Annotated in this window: 16 protein-coding genes and 1 riboswitch; of the genes, 8 read left to right on the top strand and 8 right to left on the bottom strand. The window is 73.6% G+C overall.

Annotation, left to right across the window (positions count from 1 at the left end; translation table 11 throughout):
• Nucleotides 1–235: 235 nt before the first annotated feature.
• On the top strand, nt 236–766 hold the full coding sequence (locus OG455_RS03375; protein ID WP_266289990.1) for a methylated-DNA--[protein]-cysteine S-methyltransferase: 531 nt from the start codon (nt 236–238) through the stop codon (nt 764–766).
• 459 nt (nt 767–1,225) lie between these two features.
• On the opposite strand, the gene OG455_RS03370 is transcribed toward OG455_RS03375, so the two are convergent.
• Nucleotides 1,226–1,597 (bottom strand): helix-turn-helix domain-containing protein, encoded by a 372-nt coding sequence (locus tag OG455_RS03370; RefSeq protein ID WP_266289988.1) that lies wholly within the window; start codon nt 1,595–1,597, stop codon nt 1,226–1,228.
• A gap of 91 nt (nt 1,598–1,688) precedes the next feature.
• Here OG455_RS03370 and OG455_RS03365 point away from each other — a divergent pair, with 91 nt between their 5' ends.
• Nucleotides 1,689–2,528, top strand: coding sequence for an SDR family oxidoreductase (locus OG455_RS03365; protein ID WP_266289986.1), 840 nt, complete (start codon nt 1,689–1,691; stop codon nt 2,526–2,528).
• A gap of 248 nt (nt 2,529–2,776) precedes the next feature.
• On the opposite strand, the gene OG455_RS03360 is transcribed toward OG455_RS03365, so the two are convergent.
• The 5 genes from OG455_RS03360 to OG455_RS03340 form a co-directional block, all read right to left on the bottom strand.
• Nucleotides 2,777–3,229, bottom strand: a complete 453-nt coding sequence (locus OG455_RS03360) for a hypothetical protein (protein ID WP_266289984.1) — start codon at nt 3,227–3,229, stop codon at nt 2,777–2,779.
• Between the two features lie 11 nt (nt 3,230–3,240).
• Nucleotides 3,241–4,218 carry a C40 family peptidase gene (locus OG455_RS03355; protein ID WP_266289982.1) on the bottom strand — a complete coding sequence of 326 codons (978 nt, stop codon included), beginning with the start codon at nt 4,216–4,218 and terminating at the stop codon, nt 3,241–3,243.
• 237 nt (nt 4,219–4,455) lie between these two features.
• Entirely contained in the window at nt 4,456–8,397 is a 3,942-nt protein-coding gene (locus OG455_RS03350; RefSeq protein ID WP_266289976.1) for a helix-turn-helix domain-containing protein, read from the bottom strand.
• Between the two features lie 290 nt (nt 8,398–8,687).
• Nucleotides 8,688–9,584: a LysM peptidoglycan-binding domain-containing protein gene (locus OG455_RS03345; protein ID WP_266289974.1), complete on the bottom strand. Its 897-nt coding sequence runs from the start codon at nt 9,582–9,584 to the stop codon at nt 8,688–8,690.
• Between the two features lie 8 nt (nt 9,585–9,592).
• A riboswitch (cyclic di-AMP (ydaO/yuaA leader) is annotated at nt 9,593–9,790 on the bottom strand.
• Between the two features lie 164 nt (nt 9,791–9,954).
• Nucleotides 9,955–11,334 (bottom strand): serine hydrolase, encoded by a 1,380-nt coding sequence (locus OG455_RS03340; protein WP_266300645.1) that lies wholly within the window; start codon nt 11,332–11,334, stop codon nt 9,955–9,957.
• 309 nt (nt 11,335–11,643) lie between these two features.
• Here OG455_RS03340 and OG455_RS03335 point away from each other — a divergent pair, with 309 nt between their 5' ends.
• Together OG455_RS03335 and OG455_RS03330 are read left to right on the top strand one after the other, a co-directional pair.
• Nucleotides 11,644–12,441, top strand: coding sequence for an SAM-dependent methyltransferase (locus OG455_RS03335; RefSeq protein ID WP_266289972.1), 798 nt, complete (start codon nt 11,644–11,646; stop codon nt 12,439–12,441).
• A gap of 289 nt (nt 12,442–12,730) precedes the next feature.
• Nucleotides 12,731–14,839: an alpha-galactosidase gene (locus tag OG455_RS03330; RefSeq protein ID WP_266289971.1), complete on the top strand. Its 2,109-nt coding sequence runs from the start codon at nt 12,731–12,733 to the stop codon at nt 14,837–14,839.
• A gap of 209 nt (nt 14,840–15,048) precedes the next feature.
• Here the strand turns inward: OG455_RS03330 and OG455_RS03325 are convergent, their stop codons facing one another.
• Nucleotides 15,049–15,996 (bottom strand): carbohydrate kinase, encoded by a 948-nt coding sequence (locus OG455_RS03325; RefSeq protein WP_266289970.1) that lies wholly within the window; start codon nt 15,994–15,996, stop codon nt 15,049–15,051.
• A 95-nt stretch (nt 15,997–16,091) separates the two neighbouring features.
• Here OG455_RS03325 and OG455_RS03320 point away from each other — a divergent pair, with 95 nt between their 5' ends.
• From OG455_RS03320 to lpdA, 4 genes are all read left to right on the top strand, one after another.
• A complete protein-coding gene (locus OG455_RS03320; RefSeq protein WP_266289969.1) occupies nt 16,092–17,021 on the top strand; it encodes a pseudouridine synthase in 930 nt (309 codons plus the stop codon).
• Complete coding sequence (locus OG455_RS03315) at nt 17,018–17,767, top strand: pyridoxal 5'-phosphate synthase (protein WP_266289968.1); 750 nt, start codon at nt 17,018–17,020, stop codon at nt 17,765–17,767. The genes OG455_RS03320 and OG455_RS03315 overlap by 4 nt, the downstream gene beginning before the upstream one ends.
• 187 nt (nt 17,768–17,954) lie before the next feature.
• On the top strand, nt 17,955–18,932 hold the full coding sequence (locus tag OG455_RS03310; protein WP_266289967.1) for an alpha/beta fold hydrolase: 978 nt from the start codon (nt 17,955–17,957) through the stop codon (nt 18,930–18,932).
• A gap of 163 nt (nt 18,933–19,095) precedes the next feature.
• Nucleotides 19,096–20,505, top strand: a complete 1,410-nt coding sequence (lpdA, locus tag OG455_RS03305) for a dihydrolipoyl dehydrogenase (RefSeq protein ID WP_266289965.1) — start codon at nt 19,096–19,098, stop codon at nt 20,503–20,505.
• A 91-nt stretch (nt 20,506–20,596) separates the two neighbouring features.
• Here lpdA and OG455_RS03300 read toward each other — a convergent pair whose 3' ends face one another.
• The gene (locus tag OG455_RS03300; protein ID WP_266289963.1) at nt 20,597–23,716 is read right to left on the bottom strand and encodes an acyltransferase family protein; all 3,120 of its coding nucleotides are present in this window, start codon (nt 23,714–23,716) and stop codon (nt 20,597–20,599) included.
• Between the last annotated feature and the right edge of the window lie 10 nt (nt 23,717–23,726).

Below are 23,726 nucleotides of genomic sequence, written 5' to 3'. Positions count from 1 at the left end.
GCGGCGACCGCGGCGACAGCAGTCACCGCGGCCGGCAGCAGTCACCGCGGCCGGCAGCAGTCACTGCGGCCGGCAGCTCCGGCCGCCCGCCGTGGCCCGGCCCGGCCCAGCTCCGTGCGGTAGCTTGAACGAGCGGACAGTGCCTGAGGGCGAGGTCCGAAATCCGCCGGTCGGGGGGCCCAGGGCACGGCAGAGTAGAGGGGTACACCGCCTTCAGCCAGAGAGGTCAGCCGCCGTGACCACCACCGTGACCAGCACTCTTTACACCACGACCGACAGCCCGCTCGGCGAGTTGCTGCTGGTTGGTGAGGAGTCGACGAGCTCGCCCGCAGGGCTCGCGCTCCGTTCGCTCACGGTGACCGGCCAGCGCCGTGCGGCCACCGTCCAGCCGGACTGGCGGTCGGCCCCCGGGGCGTTCCCGGAGATCGTCGACCAGCTGCGCGCCTACTTCGCCGGGGATCGCGAGGAATTCGCCCTGGAGCTGCGCGCCGGCGGCACCGAGTTCCAGCAGCGGGTCTGGCAGGCGATCGACACCATCCCGTTCGGCAGCACCACCACGTACGGGCGGCTGGCCGAGCAGATCGGTGCGCCGCGCGCGGCGGTCCGCGCGGTCGGGACCGCGATCGGCGCCAACCCGCTGCTCATCGTCCGCCCGTGCCACCGGATCATCGGCGCGAACGGTTCGCTCACCGGCTACGCCGCCGGGCTGGAGCGCAAGGAGTACCTGCTCACCCACGAAGGGTCGCTCCCGGCCGCGTTGCTGTGACCGCGGTTGCGGATGCGGTGGACTCCGCGCAACCTACGTCGCCACGGCAGCATCCGACCTGTCGTCAGGTATTGCCGTCGGAGGGCTGCTCGCTGTCGCGGGCCTGGGCCGGAGGGGCTCGGATCAGAACATCGAAACCCGGATGCCGGCCCCGACGATGCCCATGGTGTGGATCGCAGAGCATCGTCGGACCCCGGCGGTGACGTCTTGACGGACATCCCATGAGCCGACGTGTCCCACGGTGAGTGCGTGGCGCGGCGCGACCAGCCGGTCGTCTCGTCGCACAGTTGCCGGTCGCTCGGCCCGAACCTCACCGGCCCGTCGGCGCACAACACCGGCCGCCTCGGCGCGAGCTGAGCGTGAGTCAAGCCCGCCTCCTGGCGGACCGGCCGTACCAAGGTCTCGGGCCGTGGGGCGCTCGGACAGATTGGATGCGCTTTGGTGGTGGCCGCTCCCACGCTATCCGGCGTCGCGCGGCGACAGCCGCCGCGTGATCCGGTCGAACAGCTCCGCCAGCGGCTCGCCGACGTCCCGGCCGAACTCGGTCAGCCCGTAGGTGACCTGGGGCGGCGTCGTCGGCTCGACCTCCCGCCGGAGCAGCCCGTCCTGGACCAGTGCGCGCAGGGTCTGGGCGAGCATCTTCTCGCTGATGCCCTGGATGCTCTCGCGCAGCTCGTAGAACCGGAGGTCGTTGCTCCGCAAGGAGATCAGCACCCAGACACCCCACCTGCTGGTCACATGGTCGACCACATCACGCGCGGGGCACTCGGTGTGAAACACCTCATACCGTTCCCCCGCCTCGGCCCGTGTGTGCTGCGCGCTTCCCGTCACGTGTTGAGCTTACCTAAAGGTATGTACTTACCAAGAGTTAGCCGGACTCCTACCGTGAAGGCCACAGAAGGCACTGGACAAGGAGCTGGACATGATCGTGGTGACCGGGGCTACCGGGAATGTGGGCCGGCCGTTGACCCGGGCATTGGCCGAGGCGGGCCAGCGGGTGACGGCGGTGTCACGGCACGCGGCGGCGGTGCCGGACGGCGTCCGCCACGTGGTGGCCGACCTGGCCGAGCCCGCCGGCCTTGAGCCCGCGCTGGCCGGAGCGAAATCGCTGTTCCTGCTGCTGTCCGGCGACCTGCACGCCGCCGGAGCCGGCCCGGCCGACATCATCGGCGCAGCCGAGGCCGGCGGGGTCCGTCGGGTCGTCCTGCTCTCCACACAGGGCGCGGCGACCAGGCCCTTCGGCGCAACGCGGATCGCGATGCGCGCGCTGGAGGACGTGCTGCGCAAGTCCGGCCTGGAGTGGGCCGTCCTGCGGCCGGGCGGCTTCGCCTCCAACGCCCTGTGGTGGGCCGATTCCATCCGCGCGCGGCGGGTCGTCGCCGCTCCCTTCGGCGACATCGGTGTGCCGATCATCGACCCGGCGGACATCGCGGACGTCGCGGCGGCCTGCTTGCTGGATGACCGGCACACCGGTGGCGTGTACGAGCTGACCGGCCCGGAGGTGATCACGCCGCGCCAGCAGGCGGCGGCCATCGCCACCGCGCTGGGCTCGCCAGTGCGGTTCCACGAGCTCACCCGCGACGAGGCCAAGGCCGCCATGGCCCGGACCATGCCGGCGGAGCTCGCCGAGGACACCCTGGACATCCTCGGTTCCCCGAACCCGGCCGAACTGCGCGTGAGTCCGGACGTCCGGCGCGTCCTCGGCCGCGCCCCGCGCCCGTTCGCCGACTGGGCCGCCCGCAATATCGCCGCGTTCCGCTGACACCGGTCAGCGCCGCTGGAACTGCTCGGCGTGCTCGGCGATCACTGCTGATGGTCGAGGAACCTGATCCGAAGCCGGCGCCGCGGCAGCTCCTACAGCGGACGGCGTCCAGCGAAACGGCGTATGGGGCGAGCGCGGCTCGGTGAGCAGGACCTTCACCGCGTTGCTGCTCGCCGCGCGGGGCCGTGCGCCCCGCTCGGCCCGCCCTGCCTGGCCCGAGCGGGGCGCACGGCCCCGGGCCGCGTGGTCTACCACCAGTCGGTACAGCTGATCGCCTGGTCGAGGGTCAGGCCGCAGGCGCGGAACCGGTAGTTCGGGTCGGAGCTGGTGGTCTTGGCAGCAGAGGTCTTGGTGGAGCCGTCGCCGTGGTCGACGCCGAACGGGCCGCACTGGAGCCAGGTGTGGCCGCCGTCGCGGGTCCAGTCCATCCAGATGCTCTCGCCGGAGCGGGTGGCACCCTCGATCTTCGCGAAGCCCTTGCCGCCGGTGGACTGCAGGGTGATCGTGTCGCCCTGGTGGGAGATCGAGCGCTGGACGGTGCCGGAGGCGCTGTCGGAGATGTCGGTGAAGCCGTTGGCCCCGCCGGCGCAGTCGGCGGCCGAGGCCGAGGCCGGGCCGGCCGGGGCGGCGATCAGCAGACCGGCGCCGAGGGCGAGAGCGGCGGTGACCGCCGCGGTGCGGAAGGTGGGCAGGCAGGACATGGGAGTTCTCCTCAGCAGGTGGGGACGGAGTCGAGCCAGGCCGGGCCCTGGAGATAGATGTTGCTCAGCCAGGCCCGGTAGTCGGGCAGGTAGGACCAGGCGTCGTTGGTGATGCCTTCGGCCGTGACGCTCTGGGCGTGCTCCTGGCAGGAGACCCGCACGGTGGTGGCGTCGGCGAAGGCGTAGACGCGGGGGCTGTCGGTGGACGGCTGGGCGTGGGTCCAGACGCCGGTGCCCCAGGTCTGCTCGGTGGTTCCGGACACCGGGCCCGGGTCGATCCGGACCGCGCCGAAGTAGTCGCCGCCGAGCCGGGCGTCGCTGACCATGATGTGGGTGCCGGACTGGCGGGCCTCGACCATCTTGCCCGCGCCCAGGTAGATGGCGATGTGGTGGAGGTTGTCGGAGCTGCCGTAGGCGAGCAGGTCGCCGGGGAGCAGCGGGCCGCCGCCCTGCTCGGGGGTGAAGCGCTGGGCCGTGTGCGGGGTGTAGAACTGCTGGCCGGCATCGCCGTTCAGCAAGTCCTGCCCGGTGGCCTGGGCGTAGGCGTAGCGGACCAGGCCGGAGCAGTCGAAGCCGAGGCGCTCACCGTCATGGTCGCTGGCCGGATCGACCCCGTCGGGGTAGCCGTAGGTCGCGCCCGGGGTCGCGCCGTGGCCGCCGCCCCAGGTGTACCAGACACCGAGTTGCCCGCAGGCGGCTCGGACCGCGCTCTCGGCCGTTGCCGAGGCACCCGGCGCGAGCGGCGCGCACTCGCCGGTGTCGGCGGCCTGGCCCGGGTAGGCGCTGTCCGGCACGGGCCCGGCACGGCCCGTGGCCGGCGCGGCGTGGGCGGCCACGGGCGGCCCGGTCAGCAGCAGGAGCAGGCAGGCGATGGTGGTGAGCGCGACGCGGAGCCTGGCCCGGACCGTGGCAGCGTGCAGGACGGCGCTCACGTCGGCGTTCGGTGCGTTCGGTGCGTTCGAGGTGGGCATGGTAGGCAAGGTGGGCATGGCGGGGCTCCCAGAGAGCACGGGGCACAGGGCACGGGGCATGGTGGTCACTGATGAACCGTCAGGGCCGCAGGGCTGTGGAACCGCTGCGGCGACTGCCGCGACAGCGCCGCGACTGACGGTGCTTCGAGAGTGGTCGCCGGCTCCCGGTGGTGTCCAGTGGACAGCTGTCGCCCAATCACCGGGAAACGGGAAACGCTCTGGGAAACCCCTGCTGAGCTGCGCTTCTCTGCCGGCTCAGCAGCCGGGCCGATAGGGCTGGTCGGGGAGCAGTCGGGCCCACTGCTCCGGGCTGACCACGCCCAGCAACCGGCAGATCTCGGCGGCACGGTCCTCGGTGCTGGCGTTCCACAGGCGCACGGTGCCGTCACTGCCGCTGCTCGCCAGGGTGCGGCCGTCCGGGCTGAATGACACCGACCAGACGGCGTCGGTGTGGCCGGTGAGGGTGGCGGTGAGGGTGCGGTCGCGGGTGTCCCAGGTGCGGACGGTGCCGTCGTTCCCGGCGCTGGCCAGGGTGCGGCTGTCGGGGGCGAACGCGATGCCGCGGACCGACCCGGTGTGCCCGGTGAGTGTCGCGATGGCGGTGGGGATGGCGCCAGGTGCGTGGTCGTGGGTGTCCCAGGTGCGGACGGTGCCGTCGTTCCCGGCGCTGGCCAGGGTGCGGCCGTCCGGGGCGAAGGCCACGGCGCGCACCGCGCCGGTGTGCCCGGTCAGCGTGGTGGCGAGCCGCCGGTCGGCGACGTCCCAGAGCCGGACCGTCAGATCATCGCTCCCGGAGGCCAGGCGTCGGCCGTCCGGGCTGAAGGCGACCGCGTTCACGAAGTCGGTGTGCCCGCTCAGCACGCCCACCGGTCGCCGGGTGCGGACGTCCCAGAGGCGCACGGTGCGGTCCTCGCCCGCCGAGGCGAGCAACTGCCCGTCCGGGCTGAAGGCCACGGCGAAGACCGAGCCCTGATGGCCGCTGAGCACCGCCAGTTGGCTGCCACTTGCGAGGTCCCACAAGCGGACGGTCTGATCGGCGCCGGCGGAGGCGAGTAGCCGCCCGTCCGGGCTGAAGGCGACACCGAAGACCGAGCCGCTATGACCGCCGAGCGTACCGGCCGGCCGGTGCCGGGCCACGTCCCAGAGCCGCACGGTGTGCGCGGCGTCCGCCGCCGCGACGGTGCGGCCGTCGGGGCTGATGGCGCTCTGCCAGATCTCGGTGAACGGGTGCGCGGTGAGCGCCGACGCGCCGGGCCGCCAGAGCGCGGCGGTCTGGTCGAAGCCGGCGGTGGCGATCACGGCACCGTCCGGGCTGACGGCCACGCCCTGGACGTAGTCGGTGTGACCGCACAGGGTGGCGGTGATCCGGCGGGTGGCCAGGTCCCAGAGCCGGACCGTGCCGTCGCCGCTCGCGCTCACCAGAGTGGCGCCGCCGTCGGTGTAGGCCACGCCATTGACGTCGTCGCTGTGGCCGGTGAGGGTGGTGAGCAGGGTGTGGCTGGTGGTGTCCCAGAGGCGGACGGTGCGGTCGGCGGAGGCGGAGGCGAGTGTGTGGCCGTCGGGGCTGAACGCCACGCCGAGGACTTCGTCGCTGTGGCCGGTGAGCGCGCCGAGCAGCCTGTCGCCGATGGTGTCCCAGAGCCGGATGTCATGGTCGGCGGAGGCGGAGGCGAGGGTGTGGCCGTCGGGGCTGAACGCCAGGCCGAGGACTTCGTCGCTGTGGCCGGTGAGGGTGGCGAGCAGGGTGTGGCTGGTGGTGTCCCAGAGCCGGACAGCGCGGTCGGCCCCGCCGGAGGCCAGGGTCCGGCCGTCTGGACTGAACGCCACCGAGCGGACGCCGCCGCCGTTACCGAAGAGGGTGACCGGCAGCTGACGGCCGGTCAGGTCCCACAGGCGCGCGGTGCCATCGCTGCTGCCGGAGGCCAGGGTCCGGCCGTCGGGGCTGAACGCGACGGCGCGCACCGGTCCGCCGTGGCCGGTGAGGGTGGTGTCGAGCCGCCGGTCCGCGGGCTGCCAGAGCTTCAGCGTGCCGTCCGAACTCGCGGTGGCCAGCCGGGTGGAGTCCGGGCTGAACGCGACGGCGTTGACCGGCCCGGTGTGGCCGAAGAGCCGGCCCGCGAAGGCCTGCGACTGGGTGCTGAGCAGCGCGCCGCGCGCCTCCGTGGTGGGCGCGGTGCGGAAGGCCTCGTCCGCCAGCAGCATCGAGGCCTCGGGCCGGCCGGCCGCGAGCCCGGCCGATTCGGCGGCCAGTGCCTTGGAGAGCGCGGTCCGGCGCTCGGCGAAGGCGGCGGCCCGTTGCCGGTAGGCGGTGGCGCTCGCGGTGACGGCCAGCACCAGTAGCACCGCGAGGGTGACCAGCAGTTGGCGTCGCCGACGGGCTTGGCGCCGCGCGGTCCGCTGCCGCTCGGCCTCCTGCTGGTGACCTGCGGTCAGGAACTCGACTTCGCCCGGGGTCAGTTCGGCCCGTCGTCGCGGATCGTGCAGATGCTCGACGGCGGTGGCGAGTCTGCTGCCCCGGTAGAGCAGGGCGGGATCATGGCGGGTGCGCTCCCATTCGGCGGCGGCCTCGGCGAGCTGCTGGCGGACCAGCAGGCCGGCCCGGTCGGCCTGCAGCCAGCCGCGCAGCCGGGGCCAGGCCCGCAGCAGCGCCTCGTGGGTGATCAGTACGGTCTGGCTGTCGACGGTCAGCAGTCTGGCCTGCACGAAGGCGTCGAGCACGGGCGCGGCCGGATTGCCGGTGCCCCCCGGGCCCCGGAGCTGGTCGAGCGGCACGGGCCGGCGCGTCGCCTCGCTCTCCTCGCCGACGTGGACCAGGCGGAGCAGCAGTTGTCGGGCCGCCTGCCGGCCTTCGCCGGTCAGCCCGGCGAAGAGGTTCTCGGCGGTCGCGGCGATCGCGCCCTGCACGCCGCCGGTGCGAAGGTAGCCCGCGACGGTGAGGGTGCGCCCCTCGCGCTGCTGCCAGGTCGCGAGCAGAGCGTGCGAGAGCAGCGGCAGCACCCCGGCCGGCCCGGCCCGCAGCGGAGCGGCGCCGAGCGCGTCGGACTCCTCCGGCGAGCCGCCCTGGTGCGGGACGCCGGCCAGGCCGAGGTCACGCAGCAGCACCTCGACCAGGCCGGGTTCGAGCAGCAGGCCGGCCGCCACCGCCGGAGCGGTGATCGCCTCGCGCAGCTCGGTGGCGCTCATCGGGCCGAGGGCGAGCAGACCGCGGCTGAGGACCGGGACGAGGTCGGGGTGGTCCAGGCAGCGCCCGCAGAAGTCGGCCCGGACGCCGAGGACGACCAGGGCGGGTGCGCGGTCTGTGCTGGTGGCGAGGGCGCAGAGGGCCTGGATGAACGCTTGCCGCTCGACGGGGTCCTGGCAGAGGGTGAAGACCTCCTCGAACTGGTCCACCACCAGCACCAGGCCGCTCCGGGCCTGCTCGCCGCCGGTCGGGGCGTTGGTCGGGGCGTTGGTCGGAGCGCCGGTCGAGCCGCCGGTCGAGGTGTTGATCGGGGCGTTGGCCGAGGCGCCGGCGAGGACGCGGCGCAGCTCGGCGAGTGGGTGGGCGGTGGGGGTGCAGACCACCGCCCGGCGCGGACCGGGCTCCGTGACGGGCAGCTCGCCGCGCCGCAGCGCGGGCAGCAGGCCGGCCCGCAGCAGCGAGGACTTCCCGGCGCCGGACGGCGCGACCAGGGCGAGCGGGCCGTGGCCCGCACGCTCGGCCAGCCGGTCGAGCAGGGCTGCCAGCGCGCTCGCGCGACCGGCGAACCAGCGGGCGTCCTGTGGCCCGAAGGCGGCCAGGCCCAAGTACGGGCAGGGGAGGTCGGGCTCGGCCGGCACCGCCCCGGAGGGCGCCCCGGGCACGAGGACCATCGGCGCGGGGGGCACCGGCGCGGGGGGCACCGGCACGGGGTGCATCGGCACGGGGGGCACCGGCACGGTGGGTGCGACCTCGGCGTCGGCCACGGGGTCGGCGAGGCGCAGCAGTGCGCCCTGGGCGTCCAGCAGCGCGTCGCAGCGGCGGGCCAGATCGGGGCCGGCCGGCTTGCCGCCGTTCTCGATCTTGCTGAGATAGCCCTTGCTGTAGTGCAGCAGTCGGGAGAGCGCGCTGAGCGAGAGGCCGCGCTCGGTCCGAAGACGGCGCAGCTCGGCGCCGAACTCCGGCTGCGGGGCGGCGGACGGGTGGACGGGATGCCCCGTCGGCGGAAGCCGGTCCATGCGTAACCCCATGACGGCCTGTCGGATCTACCGGTTCTGTCATCGACAGGTTACCGGCTGTGATGGGGTCCTCCCGGCATCCCGGATCGGGATACCGCAGATCCGATGCCGAGGGTCCACCCCCGCAGATCCGACCCCCGCAGATCCGGCGCCGGGAGCCGACGCCGAGCGGCCGACACCGAGCAGTGGCCGCCGAGCAGTGGCCGCCGAAAAGCCGCCGGCCGGTCGGCAGGTGGAGGACCTGTCGACCGGCCGGGCGGTTCAGCTGCGGCTGGTGATCACCGGAGTGATCAGTACGCCGAGTGGGTCTGCCAGAAGGCCCACGCCTGGTTCGGGCTGCCGTACGTGGTGTTCATGTACTGCAGCGCCCACTTGAGCTGGGTGGCGGGGTTGGTCGCCCAGTCGGAACCGGCCGATGCCATCTTGTTGCCGGGCAGGGCCTGCGGCAGGCCGTAGGCGCCGGAGCTCGGGTTGGTGGCGGTGACGTTCCAGCCGCTCTCGTGGGTGATGATCTGGTCGAACGACGCCAGCTGGTCGGCCGGGACGATGGAGGCGGCGAGCGCCTGCAGCGAGCCCGGGCTGTTGTCGGTCGGGGCCGTGACGGCGGCGGCGGGCGCGGCCGGAGCGGCGGCCTGGGTGCTGGTGCTGGTGCTCGGCGCGGCCGGGGCGCTCTGCTGCTTGGCGGGCGCGGCGGCGGCCGGGGCCGGGGCGGCCTGCGGGGCAGCGGCGGCCTGGGCGTCGCCCAGCACCAGGTGCTGGCCGGGGTAGAGCACGTCCGGACCCTGGTTCAGCACGGACTTGTTCAGGTCGTACAGCTTCTGCCAGCCGCCCTGGACGTTGTGGGTGGTGGCGATCTTGGAGAGCCAGTCGCCGCTCGCCACGGTGTAGCCGGCCGGCGCGGCGGCGGGGGCCGGGGTGGCCTGCGCGGCAGCGGCGGGCGCGGCCGGGGCCGGGGCGGAGGTCCGCTGGACCGGAGCCTGCTGGTGGGTGGCGGCCTGGGGAGCGGTGTAGGCGTGGCCGGCACCGTGGTGGTGGCCGTAGCCGCCCTGGTGGAGCGGGGCCGCGCTGGCGCCGGTGGCGGCGATCACGGGCAGGCCGGCGCCGACACCGGCGACGACGGCGATGGCGACGGCGCGCTTGATGGTGGCGCGGCTGGGCAGGCTGGAGCGACCGTTGACGGACAGCATGAAAAAGCGTTTCCTCTCCCACGCCTGCGAGGTGAGCTGTCGGATTCGGGCTGGAGTTGCCCGGCCGCGCAATGCGCGGCTTCACCCCAAGTCCCACCCGGAGAAATCCGGGTGGGACGACTTACCTTGGGTCCCCCGCCCCTGCCGTGGTGCTTTGGATGCACGTGCCCGCTCCGTCCGGCGGCAGGATTCGGCGTTCCGGAGAGCGGGGTTCGTGTGAAGACGAACGAGATGCACCGTAAGCGGGTCGAAGGTCCTATCACAAGCCGATGTGAGGTGTCTCATGTTCGGCTTCGCGACAGGCTTTCCGATTCCCGCGTGATTCCCTTCACAAAGCGGGGCCGTTATCTCCCCGTGATTTGATAATCCGTCAGCCCGCGTGCCAGCCCAGTGGGTCGACGCCGCCCGGCACGGCCCCGGCCGGGTCGTAGGGGGTGCGGGTCAGCACGAAGCTGCCCAGGTCGAGGTGGCTGACCGAGCCGTCGTCGGCCCGCACGACGCGCAGCGTCTCCCCGGCGTAGTAGCCCTCCAGGCCGATCCAGGTGCCGTCGGACTCCGGCTGGAAGGCCGAGCTGCGCGCCTGGCTGCCGAGCGCGGTGAGTTCCAGGACCTGGCCCGCCCGCAGGTGCAGGGCCAGCGCGGTGGGCCCCCAGTACCAGGGCCCGGTCAGCGCGAGCAGCTCCGGATCGGCGTCGGTGAACGGGCGCCAGGGCTCGGGGATGCGCGGTTCGCGCTCGGCAACGATGGCGACCAGGTCGATGGCCACGTCCCAGACCGCCGCGCTGGCCGTCACGTTGGTGAGCGTGACGGCCGCCACATCGTCCTCCGGGCTCAGCCAGAGGCCGGCCAGGAAGCCGGGCATCGAACCGCCGTGGCCGATCAGCAGCCGGCCGTCCCGGCGCAGCAGCTGCAGCCCGAGCCCGTAGCAGGCGGTCCAGTCGCCCTCCGGCGCGCCGGCCGGCAGGCGCATCTCGGCGAGCGTGGCGGGGGCGAGCACCTTCTCGGCGCCGCCCGCGGCGGTGCCGGCCAGGAACGAGGCCCAGCGGGCGAGGTCGGCGGTGGTGGACCAGAGCTGGCCGGCCGGTGCCATCAGGGCGGTGTCGGTGAGCGGCTCGGGGAGCATCACGTCCGCCCACGGGTGCACCGCGAAGCCGCCCGCGTGCGGGGCCTGCGGCAGCAGCGTGGTGCGGGTCAGGCCGAGCGGCTCCAGCACCTCCTGGCGCAGCGCCTCGCCCCAGGGCAGGCCGCGGACCTTGGCCACCAGTGCGCCGAGCAGTGCGTAGCCGGTGTTGGAGTAGTGGAAGCGTTCGCCGGTGGCGTGCCGGAACGGCTGGTCCTCCAGCAGGTGGCCCAGCTCGGGGCGCAGCTCGCCGGCGGTGCGCTCCCACCAGGGGCCGGGCGTCTCGGCGGCCAGACCGCTGGTGTGGCTGAGCAGTTGGCGGATGGTGGCGCCGCCTGCGGCGGTGTCGGGCAGGTGCTGCTCCAACGGGTCGGCCAGGTCGATCAGGCCTTCGTCGCGCAGCCGCATGACCAGGACCGCGACGAAGGTCTTGGTGATCGAGCCGATCCGGTACTGGACGTTCTCGTCCGGTGCGTGACCCTCGATCATGCTGCGGGCGCCGGTCCACACCAGGTGGCCGCCGCGAACCACCGCGGCGGCCAGGGAAGGGGTTCGGCCCTGCGCCTGGCCGACGGCGACGCGGCGCAGCAGTGCCCGTCGGGTCCCGGGCAGGAGTTCGGGTGCGGTCAGGGCAGGGGGTGACAGCTCGTCGGCTCGCTGCTCGTTGAAGGGCAACTCGGCGGCCGGGTCGGTCATCTGAACTCGCATTCGCAGCTGGGACGGGGGCAGCGGCACGCGCTGGACCGCTCGACCTTACCGGGGCCGACCCGACGTTGCGCGGCATTAAATCCGACTCGTTCGACCGCGCCGCGCGCCCGCCACCGACCGCGCCGCGCGCCCCCGTCCATGGTCGCCCCGCCCCTGCCCCCGCCGCTGTTCGAACGCCCGCTATGCTGCACCCGGCCGCCCGGCAGGCGGGCCCGGCGCAAGGGGGAGACGGTGCAGCAGTCCGATCAAGGCAGCGATCTGACGGATCTTCAGACAAGCCGCCCGCACCCTGCCCGGATCTACGACTACTGGCTCGGTGGCAAGGACAACTTCCCGCCGGACCGGGAGGCGGCCGAGCACGCGATCAGCGTCTCGGCGGACATCCCGGCCGCCGCCCGGGAGAACCGCGCCTTCCTGCGCCGGGCGGTGCAGCTGGTCGCGCGGGCCGGGATCCGGCAGTTCATCGACATCGGCGCGGGCCTGCCCTCGCCCGGCAACGTCCACCAGGTGGCGCAGGACGTCGACCCGCTGGCCCGGGTGGTCTACGTGGACAACGACCCGATCGTGCTCACGCACGGCCGCGCGCTGCTCTCCGACAACCGCACGACCACGGTGCTGACCGGGGATGTCCGCGACCTGGACGAGCTCTTCGAGCGTCCGGAGCTGCGCGAGTTGGTGGACCTCGACGAGCCGGTGGCCGTGCTGCTGCTCGCGGTGCTGCACTTCGTCACGGACGAGCAGGCGCACGAGGCGGTGCGGCGGATCCACGAGCGGGTGGCGCCCGGCAGCTACCTGCTGCTCTCGCACAGCACGCACGAGGGCAACCCGGAGCGGGCCGCCGAGGCGGCCAAGACCTGGGACAAGACGGCCTCGGGGATCCGGCTGCGCACGCGCGAGCAGGTGACCGCGCTGTTCGACGGTTGGGAGCTGCTGGAGCCCGGCGTGGACTTCGTCCCCCTCTGGCGGCCGGAGGGGTCGACGGAGGCCACCACTCGCTGGATGTACGCGGGGGCCGGCCGCAAGAACTGACGGATGATCAGCCGTCCGGGCCGCTGGGCCGGTCGACTGGACCGAGGGCGAGACGAGTGGGGCGTGGCCGTGGCGGCCGCGCCCCACTCGGCGTCTCCGTGTCCGTATCTGGGCGCCTTGGCATCTGGGCGCCTGGGCGTCTGTGCTGGTCAGTGGCCGGATCGGCCTGCGCTGCGTGACGGTTCGTGCGGATTCGGTGAGTTCTGCCCGAAACGTTGACATATTCCAACAGAACCAAATACTTCTCAACAGCGGCGGGCAGCCGCTTCCCCCACAGAAGGTATCCGGAATGGTTGAGTCCTGGTCGACCGCGTCACGCCGTCTCGGCGCGCTCGCGCTCTCCTCCCTCGTGCTGACCTCCCTCGCGCTGACCGGCGCTCAGCACGGATCCGCGGCCCCCACCGCGGTCGGCGCCGCCGCCACCCCGCCGCTCGGCAACGGCCTGGCCCTGACCCCGCCGATGGGCTGGAACTCCTGGAACAGCCTGGGCACCGATGTGACCGAGCAGCAGGTGGCCGACACCATCGACTTCATGTCGGCCAACGGCCTGGTGGCCGCCGGCTACAACACCGTCACCATCGACGACGGCTGGTCGCTCTGGCACCGCACGGGCCAGAGCACCGACCTGGTCAAGAACTCCTACGGCGCGCTGCAGCTCTACGACGGCAACGGCAGCCCGGTCAGCGGCACCGACGGCACGGGCAACGACCCGACCTCCGGCCACCTGATCCCCAACCCGGCCCACTTCCCGTCCCAGGTGGTGAACGGCCAGACGCTCAACGGCATCCAGTACCTGGCCTGGTACGCGCACAGCAAGGGCATGAAGTTCGGCCTCTACGCCACCGACACCTACACCACCTGCCAGAGCCACCCCGGCAGCCTGGGCCACGAGGCGACCGACGCGAGCGACTTCGTCTCCTGGGGCGTCGACTACGTGAAGTACGACGACTGCCCCTACGGCCCGGCGATCACCGGCCCGGACGGCCACAACTACGGCACCCAGGGCGAGGGCAGGGAACTCACCGAGTCCATGTACGCCCGGGTGCAGGCCTTCCAGCAGGCCCTGGACGCGGCCTCCGCAGCCCAGGGCCGCCCGAAGGTCGCCCTCAGCGTCTCCGCGCAGCCGGTGCACACCGGTGTCCCGTACCTGGAGTCCGCCGGTGACCCGGCCCGCGCCGACTCGCTGGTCGCCGCCGCCGGCACCCCGCAGTACGACGCGCCCGGCTACGCGCCCACCGGTGTCTGGTGCGGCCAGGTGGCCAACCTGTGCCGGATCGGCGGCGACCGGGCCAGTGACCTGAGCGGTGTGCTCTACGGCGGGGCGCTGCAGACCGCGCTCCAGTACCCGGGCAACGTCCGGCCCGGCAGCTGGAACGACATGGACATGATGTTCGCCGGCTGGAACGACCCCTACGGGTCGTGGGGCGTCACCGACACCTGCACCTGCCACAAGCCGTTCAACGACACCGAGTCGGCCACCGAGCTCTCCGTGCTGTCGATGATGGCCTCGCCGCTCATCTCCGGCGCCGACTTCCGTACCGCCGCCGCCTCGCAGCGCAGCGCCAACGGTGCCACCTGGTCGACCGGCGTCAGCGCCTCCTCGCTCGCCGTCTACAAGAACGCCGATGTCGTCGCCGTCGACCAGGACGCGCTCGGCAAGCCCGCCACCCTGGTCGGCAGCCCGCCCAACTCCTCGACCGCGCCGGTGGTGCTGCGCCGTCAGCTCGCCAACGGCGACGTCGCGGTGCTGCTGCTCAACCAGGACCCGAACAGCAGCCAGACCATCTCCACCAGCCTGAGCGCGCTGGGCCTGTCCGGCAGCGGCTACCGGATGGAGGACCTCTGGTCCAAGGCCACCGGCACGGTCAGCGGCACGCTGAGCGCGAGCGTGGCCCCGCACGGGGTCGCGATGTACCGGATCACGGCCGGCGTCACCACCACTCCGGCGATCATCGGCGACGGCAAGTACCACGGTCTCTCCAACAGCGGCGCCGCCGGCAGCGCCCTGGAGGTGGCCGGCCACTGCGACGCCCCCGCGAACGGCGCGGCCGACCTGAACGCCTTCGACCCGACCCACACCTCCGAGCAGTGGCAGTTCACCGCGAACGGTGACGGCACCGTCCGGATCACCGACAACTGCTACACCGGCACCCAGGTCCACGGCACCCTGACCGCCACCGGCGGCGCGGGCTCCACCGTCACGGTGCTGAACAGCTACGACCCGACCAGCGCCGCGCAGAAGTGGCGGGTCACGCAGAACGCCGCCGGCGCGCTCACCCTCGTCAACGCGGCCTCCGGTGACGCCCTCGACTCGGCCGGCACCGCCGCGGGCGCCCTGGTGCTCGTCGACCCGCCGAGTGCGGCCGTCGGCACGCAGGCCTGGGTGACGCTCGGCTGACCATCCGTCGGCAATCGTCGACCACCGGCCGCTGAGTGGCCGGTGGTCGGCGGCCGGGGCCCCGGGACGCGCTCGCGCCGCGCACCGGGGCTCCGGCGTCCGCGCGGCACCGGCGGGAATCGTCGGTCAGCCGGTCCGGCCCGGCCGTCCGGTGGTCCGGCCCGGCGGTTCGGTGGTCCGGCCCGGCCGTCCGGTGGATCGGACAGGCCTTACGGCCGGGCCGCCAGGGCGGTGGCCAGCTCGCGGGTGTCCGGCGGGTTGGCGCCGGGGCGGGAGACGGTGACGGCGGCGGCGGTCGTGGCGTGCCGGAGCAACTCGGTGAGCGCCCGCTCGTCCAGCGCGCGCAGGGCCGGTCGGGCGGTGGGGCCGAGCAGCGCGCGGGCGGCCAGGGCGTCCAGGGTCGCGGACATGAAGGAGTCGCCCGCCCCGACGGTGTCCACCACCGCGGCCTGCCGCGCGGGCAGCTCGGCGCCGGCCGCGTGGGAGCGCGCGAAGGCGCCCTGCCCACCGCGGGTCACCAGGACCGCGGCCGGGCCGAGCGTGAGCCAGTCGGCCGCCACCTCCTGCGGCGTGCGGTGCGGGTAGAGCCAGGCGAGGTCCTCATCGCTGGCCTTCACCAGGTCGCTGAGCGCCACGCAGCGCTCCACCTGGGCGAGCACCTGGGCCGGGTCGGCCAGCAGCGCGGGGCGGATGTTGGGGTCGTAGCTCACCGTGGCCCGGGCCCGGCGGCAGGCCACCAGGTCGAGCGTCGGCGCGGCCCCGGGCGCCAGCAGTGCGGCGATCGAGCCGAAGTGCAGGTGGGGCGCCGGGCCCGCGGGTTCCGCGAGGGGCCCGGCGGCGGGCGGCAGGGACCAGTGGATGTCGAAGGTGTAGCTCGCGCGCCCCCCGGCGTCCAGGCTGACGATCGCGGTCGGGGTGCGCAGGCCCGGCAGCTGCCCCTGCGGCAGCAGCTCGACCCCGGCCGACCGCAGGTGGGCGCCGATCAGCTCACCGGCGGCGTCCGCGCCGAGCTGGGTGAGCAGGGCGGTGGGGCGGCCGAGCCGGGCCAGGCCGTAGGCGACATTGGCCGGACTGCCGCCCGGGTGCGGGACATCGGGGTGGCCGGAGGTGCGGACGACGTCCGCGACGCTCTCGCCGATCACGAGGAAGTTGGGCATTCCGCTGGACTCCCGTGCTGGACTGGGTGGACAGCCATCTTCGCGGTCCCGGCGGGCGGCCGTGAACTCCCGCAGGTCACCGTAGGCTCTGCGGCATGAGACGCAGGACGAAGTCGGTCGGATCCCCGCTGCCGCAGCGCGCCGGGGTGGACCCGGTCCGGATCCGGCTGCCCGTCGAGGGCCCCTGGCCGACGGTGGCCGACTACCTGGCGCACCGGCTGCCGGACGACGTCGGCGAACGGCTGGCGCAGATGCTGCGGTCCGGTGAGATCGTCGGCCTGGACGGGCCCATCGGTCCGGACACCCCGTACGAGCCCGGCGCGAGCGTCTGGTTCCACCGGGACCTGGCCCCCGAGGTCCCGGTGCCCTTCGAGATCGAGGTGGTCCACCGGGACGAGCACCTGGTGGTCGTGGACAAGCCGCACTTCCTGGCCACCACCCCGCGCGGCAGCCACGTGGTGGAGACCGCGCTCTCCCGGCTGCGGCGCGACCTGGACCTGCCCGAGCTGATCCCCGCCCACCGGTTGGACCGGCTGACGGCCGGGCTGGTGATGTTCGTGGCGAGTGCCCGGGCGCGTGGCGCCTACCAGACGATGTTCCGGGACCGGCTGGTGACGAAGGAGTACGAGGCCGTCGCGCGCTACGACGCGGAGGTGGCACTGCCCCGCCTGGTGCGCAGCCGGATCGTCAAGGAGCGTGGGGTGATCGCGGCGCGTGAGGTGCCGGGCGAGGTCAACGCGGAGAGCAGGATCGAGCTGATCGAGCGGCGCGGGGAGCTGGCCCGCTACCGGCTCGCCCCGCTGACCGGCCGCACCCACCAGCTGCGGCTGCACATGAGCGGCCTGGGGCTGCCGATCCTGGGCGACCCGGTCTACCCCGAGCTGCTGCCCGAGCCCGCGCCGGACGACTTCGGGACACCGCTGCAGCTGCTCGCCGTCGGCCTGGCCTTCACCGACCCGCTGAGCGGTCGGCCCGTGCGGCTGCGCTCGCGGCGGACCCTGGCAGCCTGGGAGGCGGCGGTATGAGCGGGCCGGAGGAACTGAGCGGGCCGGAGGAGCTGAGCGGGCCGAGGGAGCAGCGGGAGCAGCGGGTGGCGGGGGAGGGCGGGGAGCTGGCGGAGCTGCGCGAGCTGCTGGCCACCCGGCCGGCGATGGCGCGTGAGCTGCCCGGGTTCGACCCGCGGCAGGCGCCGGCCGGCCCGGGCGAGCTCTTCGTGAGCTGGCTGTCGGCTGCGCTGCGGGCGGAGGTGCCGGACGCGCAGGTGGCCACGCTCGGCACGCTCGGTCTGGACGGCGCGCCGGACGCGCGGATCCTGGTGCTGCGCGACGTGGACCCCGAGGGCGGCGCCTGGTGGTTCGCCGGGGACGCCCGCAGTCCCAAGGGGCGGCAGCTGGCCGCGCTGCCGCTGGCCTCGCTCACCTGGTACTGGCCCGAGCTCGGTCGGCAGGTGCGGGTGCGCGGGCAGGTGGTGACCGGCCCGGCCGAGGCGGCCGACCAGGTCTTCCGGCGGCTCGGGCCGGCGACCCGGGTGGCGGCACTGGTGGGGCGGCAGAGCGAGCCGCTGGCCACGGCGGACGAGTTCTGGGTGGCCTGGGACGAGGCGGCACGGGAGTTGGCTGCCGAGCCGGAGATCGTCGCGCCCGGGTACACGCAGTACGGGGTGCGGGCGGAGCAGGTCGAGTTCTGGCAGGGCGCCCGCGATCGGCGGCACGTGCGGCTGGCGTACCGGCGGCGGGGCGAGGAGTGGGAGCGGGGGCTGCTCTGGCCCTGAGCGCGGTCGACCCCGCGCGTGGCTGGACGGGAGTGGGTGAGCGGGGTGTTCGGTGCCGGGCGACCAGCGTTTTCCGGAGGTTGGCCGAACCGGCCCTACTGGTTGGTAAGTTGGCTCGCTAGGCTGCTGTTCGCCAGCGAGCGCCCACAGCCGGTGCCCACAGCCAGTGCCCAGTGAAGGAGCCACCGTGGTCCACGCGATCGAGCACAGCCATGTCGAGGTCAACGGGATCCGCCTGCACATCGCCGAGCTGGGCGAAGGCCCGCTGGTCCTGCTGCTGCACGGGTTCCCCGAGAGCTGGTACTCCTGGCGCCACCAGTTCGAGCCGCTGGCCGCCGCCGGCTACCGCGTGGTGGCCCCCGACCAGCGCGGCTACGCGCGCAGCGACCGGCCCGGCGAGGTGGACGCCTACACGCTGCCGCACCTGGTCGGCGACGTGGTCGGCCTGATCCGGGCGCTCGGCGCCGAGCAGGCGGTGGTGGTCGGCCACGACTGGGGCGCGCCGGTCGCCTGGATCTCCGCGATGCTGCGGCCGGACGTGGTGCGCGCGGTCGCCGGGCTGAGCGTGCCGCCGCTGCTGCCGGGCGGCCTGGCGCCGCTGGCCGTGAGCCGGAAGAACTACGGGGAGGGCTTCTACCAGAGCTACTTCCAGCGGCCGGGGGTGGCCGATGCGGAGCTGGCGCGGGACCGGGCGACCACCTTCCGCCGCACCCTCTTCGGCGCCTCCGGGGACAACCCGCGGCAGCCCGCGCCCTGGGTGCTCCACGAGGGGCAGACGCTGCTGGACTCGCTGCCCGAGCCGGCGGAGCTGCCCGGCTGGCTGACCGAGGAGGACATCGCCGCGTTCGCCGAGGACTACGCGCGGCACGGCGAGCACGCGTTCACCGGGCCGCTCAACTGGTACCGCAACATCGACCGCAACTGGGAGCTGCTGGCGGCGTTCCAGGGGCTGGGGATCACGGTGCCCGCGCTCTACGTGGTCGGCGACCGCGACCTGGTGACCGTGCTGCGCGGGGTGGACCGCCGGGTGGCCGAGCTGCCGAACATCGCGCCGAAGCTGTTCCGCAGCGTGACACTGCCGGGCTGCGGTCACTGGACCCAGCAGGAACGCCCGGCCGAGGTCAACGCGGAACTGCTCGCCTTCCTGACCCACCTGGACGGCTGACGCCCCGCCTGTCCGCCTGTCCGCCTGGCTGCCCGGCCGGCGGCTCGCCCTGCCTGCTCGCGCCGCCTGCCGACCGGGTGGGCAGGGCCCGCGTGGTCACCGCGGACCCCTGGGAATACAGTCAGCTGCGTCAACGTCTCACCGAAGGACCGGAACGAGGATCATGAGCACCAACCATTACGACGTCGTCGTCCTGGGAGCGGGTCCCGGTGGTTACACCGCGGCCATCCGCTCGGCCCAGCTCGGACTGAAGACCGCGGTCATCGAGGAGAAGTACTGGGGCGGGGTCTGCCTCAACGTCGGCTGCATCCCCTCGAAGGCGCTGCTGCGCAACGCGGAGCTGGCCACCATCTTCACCCGTGAGGCGAAGACCTTCGGCATCAAGGTCGAGGGCCAGGTCACGTTCGACTACCGCGAGGCGTTCCTGCGCAGCCGCAAGGTGGCCGACGGCCGGGTGGCCGGCATCCACTACCTGATGAAGAAGAACGCCATCGACGAGTTCGACGGCCGCGGCACCTTCGTCGACGACCGCACCCTGCAGGTCGCGCTGACCGCGGGCGGCTTCGCCACCGTCACCTTCGACCACGTGATCATCGCGGCCGGCGCCACCACCCGCCTGCTGCCCGGCACCTCACTGAGCGACCGGGTGGTGACCTACGAGGAGCAGATCCTCTCCGACACGCTGCCCGAGAGCGTCATCATCGCGGGCGCCGGCGCGATCGGCGTGGAGTTCGCCTACGTGCTGAACAGCTACGGCGTGCAGGTGACGATCGTCGAGTTCCTGGACCGGATGGTCCCGCTGGAGGACGCCGACATCTCTGCCGAGCTGGCCAAGCAGTACAAGAAGCTCGGCATCCAGGTCCTCACCTCGACCCGGGTGGACTCGATCGACGACGCCGACCCGGCCGCCAAGGTCAAGGTCACCGTCACCCGCAACGGTCAGCAGGAGGTGCTGGAGGCCGACAAGGTGCTCCAGGCGATCGGCTTCGCGCCCCGGGTCCAGGGCTACGGCCTGGAGGCCACCGGTGTCGCGCTGACCGAGCGCGGCGCGATCGCGGTGGACGGGCGCGGCCGCACCAACGTGCCGCACATCTTCGCCATCGGCGACGTCACGGCCAAGCTGATGCTGGCGCACGCGGCCGAGGCCATGGCCGTGATCGCGGCCGAGACCATCGGCGGCGCCGAGACCATGGAGGTGGACTTCGTGATGATCCCGCGGGCCACCTACTGCCAGCCGCAGGTGGCCAGCTTCGGCTACACCGAGGCGCAGGCCCGCGAGCTGGGCCACGACGTCAAGGTCGTCAAGTTCCCGTTCACCGCGAACGGCAAGGCGCACGGCCTGGGCCACCCGATCGGCTTCGTCAAGATCGTCAGCGACGCGAAGTACGGCGAGCTGCTGGGCGCCCACCTGATCGGCCCCGAGGTCACCGAGCTGCTGCCCGAGCTGACCCTGGCCCAGCAGTGGGACCTGACGGTGCACGAGGTGGCCCGCAACGTGCACGCCCACCCGACCCTGGGCGAGGCGGTCAAGGAGGCCATCCACGGCCTGGCCGGACACATGATCAACTTCTGACACGGCCGCCGGCCCGGTCGCTGATGGTACGTCAGCGACCGGGCCGGTCCGTGCGGTTGGTCGGTTCCGTGGGTCCATGCGGTTGCCCCGGCTACGGACGGGTGGCCACCGAGACGTAGTCGACCCGCATCGGGTGCCCCGGCTCCGTGGCCGGCGAGAGCGACCCGCCGAACGCGGCGGGCAGCTTGCCGCCGACCGCGACGTCCAGGATCAGGAACACCCCGTGGTGCACCGCCTGGTCCCAGGTGGCCGGGTCCATCTGGTCCGCCGACACCCGGTGGTACTCCTTGCCGTCCAGGTACCAGCGCACCTGCTCGGGGCTGGTCGAGCGGTCCACCTCCACCGCGTAGGTGTGGAAGCCGCCCTGGCACGCGGGGCACGGCTGCTCGCCCGAGCCCAGACCCTGCGGCTCCTGGCAGGGACCGCCTTGTGCGGTGCCGCAGTGCATGGTGCCGAAGACCGAGCCGCGCCCGTTGACCGACTCCATCACGTCCAGCTCGCCGATCCCGGGCCAGCCGGTGAAGCCGTTGCGCAGGCCGGCGCCCAGGGTCCAGAAGGCGGGCCAGTAGCCGGCCGCCGCCGGGCCGCTGACCTGCGGCAGCTGGATCGAGGCCTCGATCCGCAGCACCCCGCCCGCGGGGGCGGCGAAGTCGGCCCCCTTGGTCTCCAGCCGCCCCGAACTCCACTGCCCGTTCTGCTCGGTGGGGGTGATCTCCAGGGCGCCCCGCCCGTCCAGCGCGACGTTGCCGGGCGCGTCGGTCATCGACTCCACCTCGCCGGTGCCCCATTGGGCGGCTGGGCAGCCCGGGTAGCAGGTGCCGGTGTCGTACTGCCAGAGCGCGCTGGAGGGCTTGGCGCCGGCCGGGCCCTGGAAGTCGTCGCGCAGCAGCTGGGTCCAGCCCGCCGGTGCGGCGGCGCTCGCGCTCGGTCCACCCGTCCCGCTCGCCCCGCCCGCCCCGCTGGGTCCACCCGCCCCGCTGTCCCGCGCGGGCACCAACGAGGCGTCCACCAGCAGCTGTTCAACGCGCGGGGTGAGCACCACCACCGCCGTGTTGGTCAGGTGCGCGTCGTCGCGGTAGAGCAGGATCCGCTGCAGCACCGCCGGGCAGTTCGGCCCCGAGCCGGGGCAGAGCACCGAGTTGACCGAGATCGCCCGCACTCCCGGCTCGCGGCCCGCGGCGATCGCCTCGGCCAGCGGGTCGGGCCAGTTCGCCTGGCCGCGCGGGAAGTCGCAGGCGCCCGGGTCCGCGGTGTGCCCGGAGACACAGGCCGGGACGTCCTGGCCCGGGATCGGGGGGTCGGTCAGGTAGACGATCGGCACCCCGATCGCGCGCAGCGGGGTCAGCGTCTGCTCCCACGCCTGGGCCAGCAAAGTGTCGTCGGCCGTGTAGCGGTTGAGCGAAGCCACCACGATCAGGCTCGGCTTGGGTTCGCGCTGCAGACGGGCCAGGCTGTCGGCCCGCCAGCTGTCGCACTCCTTGTAGGTGCGGCCGAGCTGCGGGTTGGTCACCGTCAGCTGCGGCAGCGGACAGCCCTGCTTGACCAACTCCTCCAGCGCCCAGTGCCGTTCGGCGGCGATGGCGAGCATGGCCGAGAACCACTGGCCGGCGTGCGAGTCGCCGAGCAGCACGATCCGGTTGCTGCTCGCGGTGTCACCGAAGAGGCAGGGCGGGCTGCTGGTGGCGGTCGGCGGCACCTCGCAGGCGCCGTCCGGCGGGAAGTCCTTGCGGGCCTGGGCCGCGCTGGGCACGATCGTGTGCCCGGTGGGCCCGGTGGCGGGCTGCAGCAGCGAGGGCCCGGTGGCGGCGCCCGGTGGCAGACCGGCCAGGTCGATCGGACCGCCGGAACCGAGCACACGCAGTGTGCCGGTGCCCACCACCAGCGCCAGCACCACCGGGATGATCACCGCGCTCAGACCCAGCGAGAGTCCCCGGCGCGGGAGTTCGGTCACCACCGGGTTGCGGCGCAGCGGCCGCTCGACCCAGCGCATGGTGGCCAGTGCGGGCAGCGCGGCGGCCGCGGTGAGCGCGAGCCTGACCGGCCAGCCGAGCTGGCCGAAGCGGGCCTCGGCCAGCACCAGCACCGGCCAGTGCCACAGGTAGAGGTTGTACGAGAGCCGGCCGACGGCGCGCGGCGCGGCCAGCGCCAGCAGTCGCCCCGGTCCGACCGGGCCGGCCTGCGGTGCCTGCCCGCGTCCGGGGATCCCGGCCAGGATCAGCGCGCCCGCGCCGAGCGTCGGCAGCAGCGCGGCGTAGCCGGGGTACGGGGTGCTCGCGGTGTAGACGATCACCGACCAGGCGATCGCCGCCGCTCCCGCCCAGCCGACCAGCGCGCGCAACCCGCGCGGGCCGGGCAGCCGGTGCCAGGGCAGCAGTGCGATCAGCGCACCCACGCCGAACTGCCAGACGCGCGAGGGCGAACCGAGATAGGCGAGCGAGACCTCGCGGTGCGTCCAGTAGAGCGCGAGCAGCAGCGAGACGGCGGTCACCGAAGCGGTGACCGCGATCACCGCGGCCCTTGCGTGGCGCCTGCTGTGACGGATCGTCAGATAGACGAGCAGGGCCAGCAGCGGTGCCCAGACCAGGTAGAACTGCTCCTCGACGGCCAGCGACCAGAAGTGCAGCAGCGGACTCGGATCGCGGCCCGCCGCCAGGTAGTCGGTCTGCTGGGCCACGAATCGCCAGTTGGCCACCGAGAGCGCCGAGGCCAGGACGTCGTACTCCAGGTCGGTCCGGCGCAGTGGCGCGGTCAGCCAGACGCTCGCGAGCGCCACCACCGCCAGCACCAGGGCGGCCGAGGGCAGCAGGCGCCGGGCGCGGCGGGAGAAGAACTCGGCCAGCCGGATCCGCCCGGTGCCCAGCGCCTCGCGCAGCAGCTGACCAGTGATCAGGTAGCCGGAGATGACGAAGAAGACGTCCACCCCGACGAAGCCGCCGGCCAGGTGCGGCACACCCGCGTGAAAGCCGAGGACCGCCAGCAGCGCGACCGCGCGCAAGCCCTCGATGTCCGGCCGGAAGCCGGTGGTCCCCTCACCCGGTCCGCCCGGCGCGCCGGGGGCGTGTGGTCGGCCGGGAAGGACCGGCCCGTTCGGCCGGCCCGGCCTGCCGAGGCCCCCGGGCTCGCTCGGCGCGCCGGTCCGGGTCGGCTCGTGCGGCTTGGTCAGCGTCTTCAGTGTCGTCAACTCGTTCAGGTCGTCGGGTTGGTTCAGCACCTGTGCCATC

It is taken from the genome of Kitasatospora sp. NBC_01287 (assembly GCF_026340565.1).
Lineage (GTDB): Bacteria > Actinomycetota > Actinomycetes > Streptomycetales > Streptomycetaceae > Kitasatospora.
This window is presented reverse-complemented; position numbering and strand designations above follow the sequence as displayed.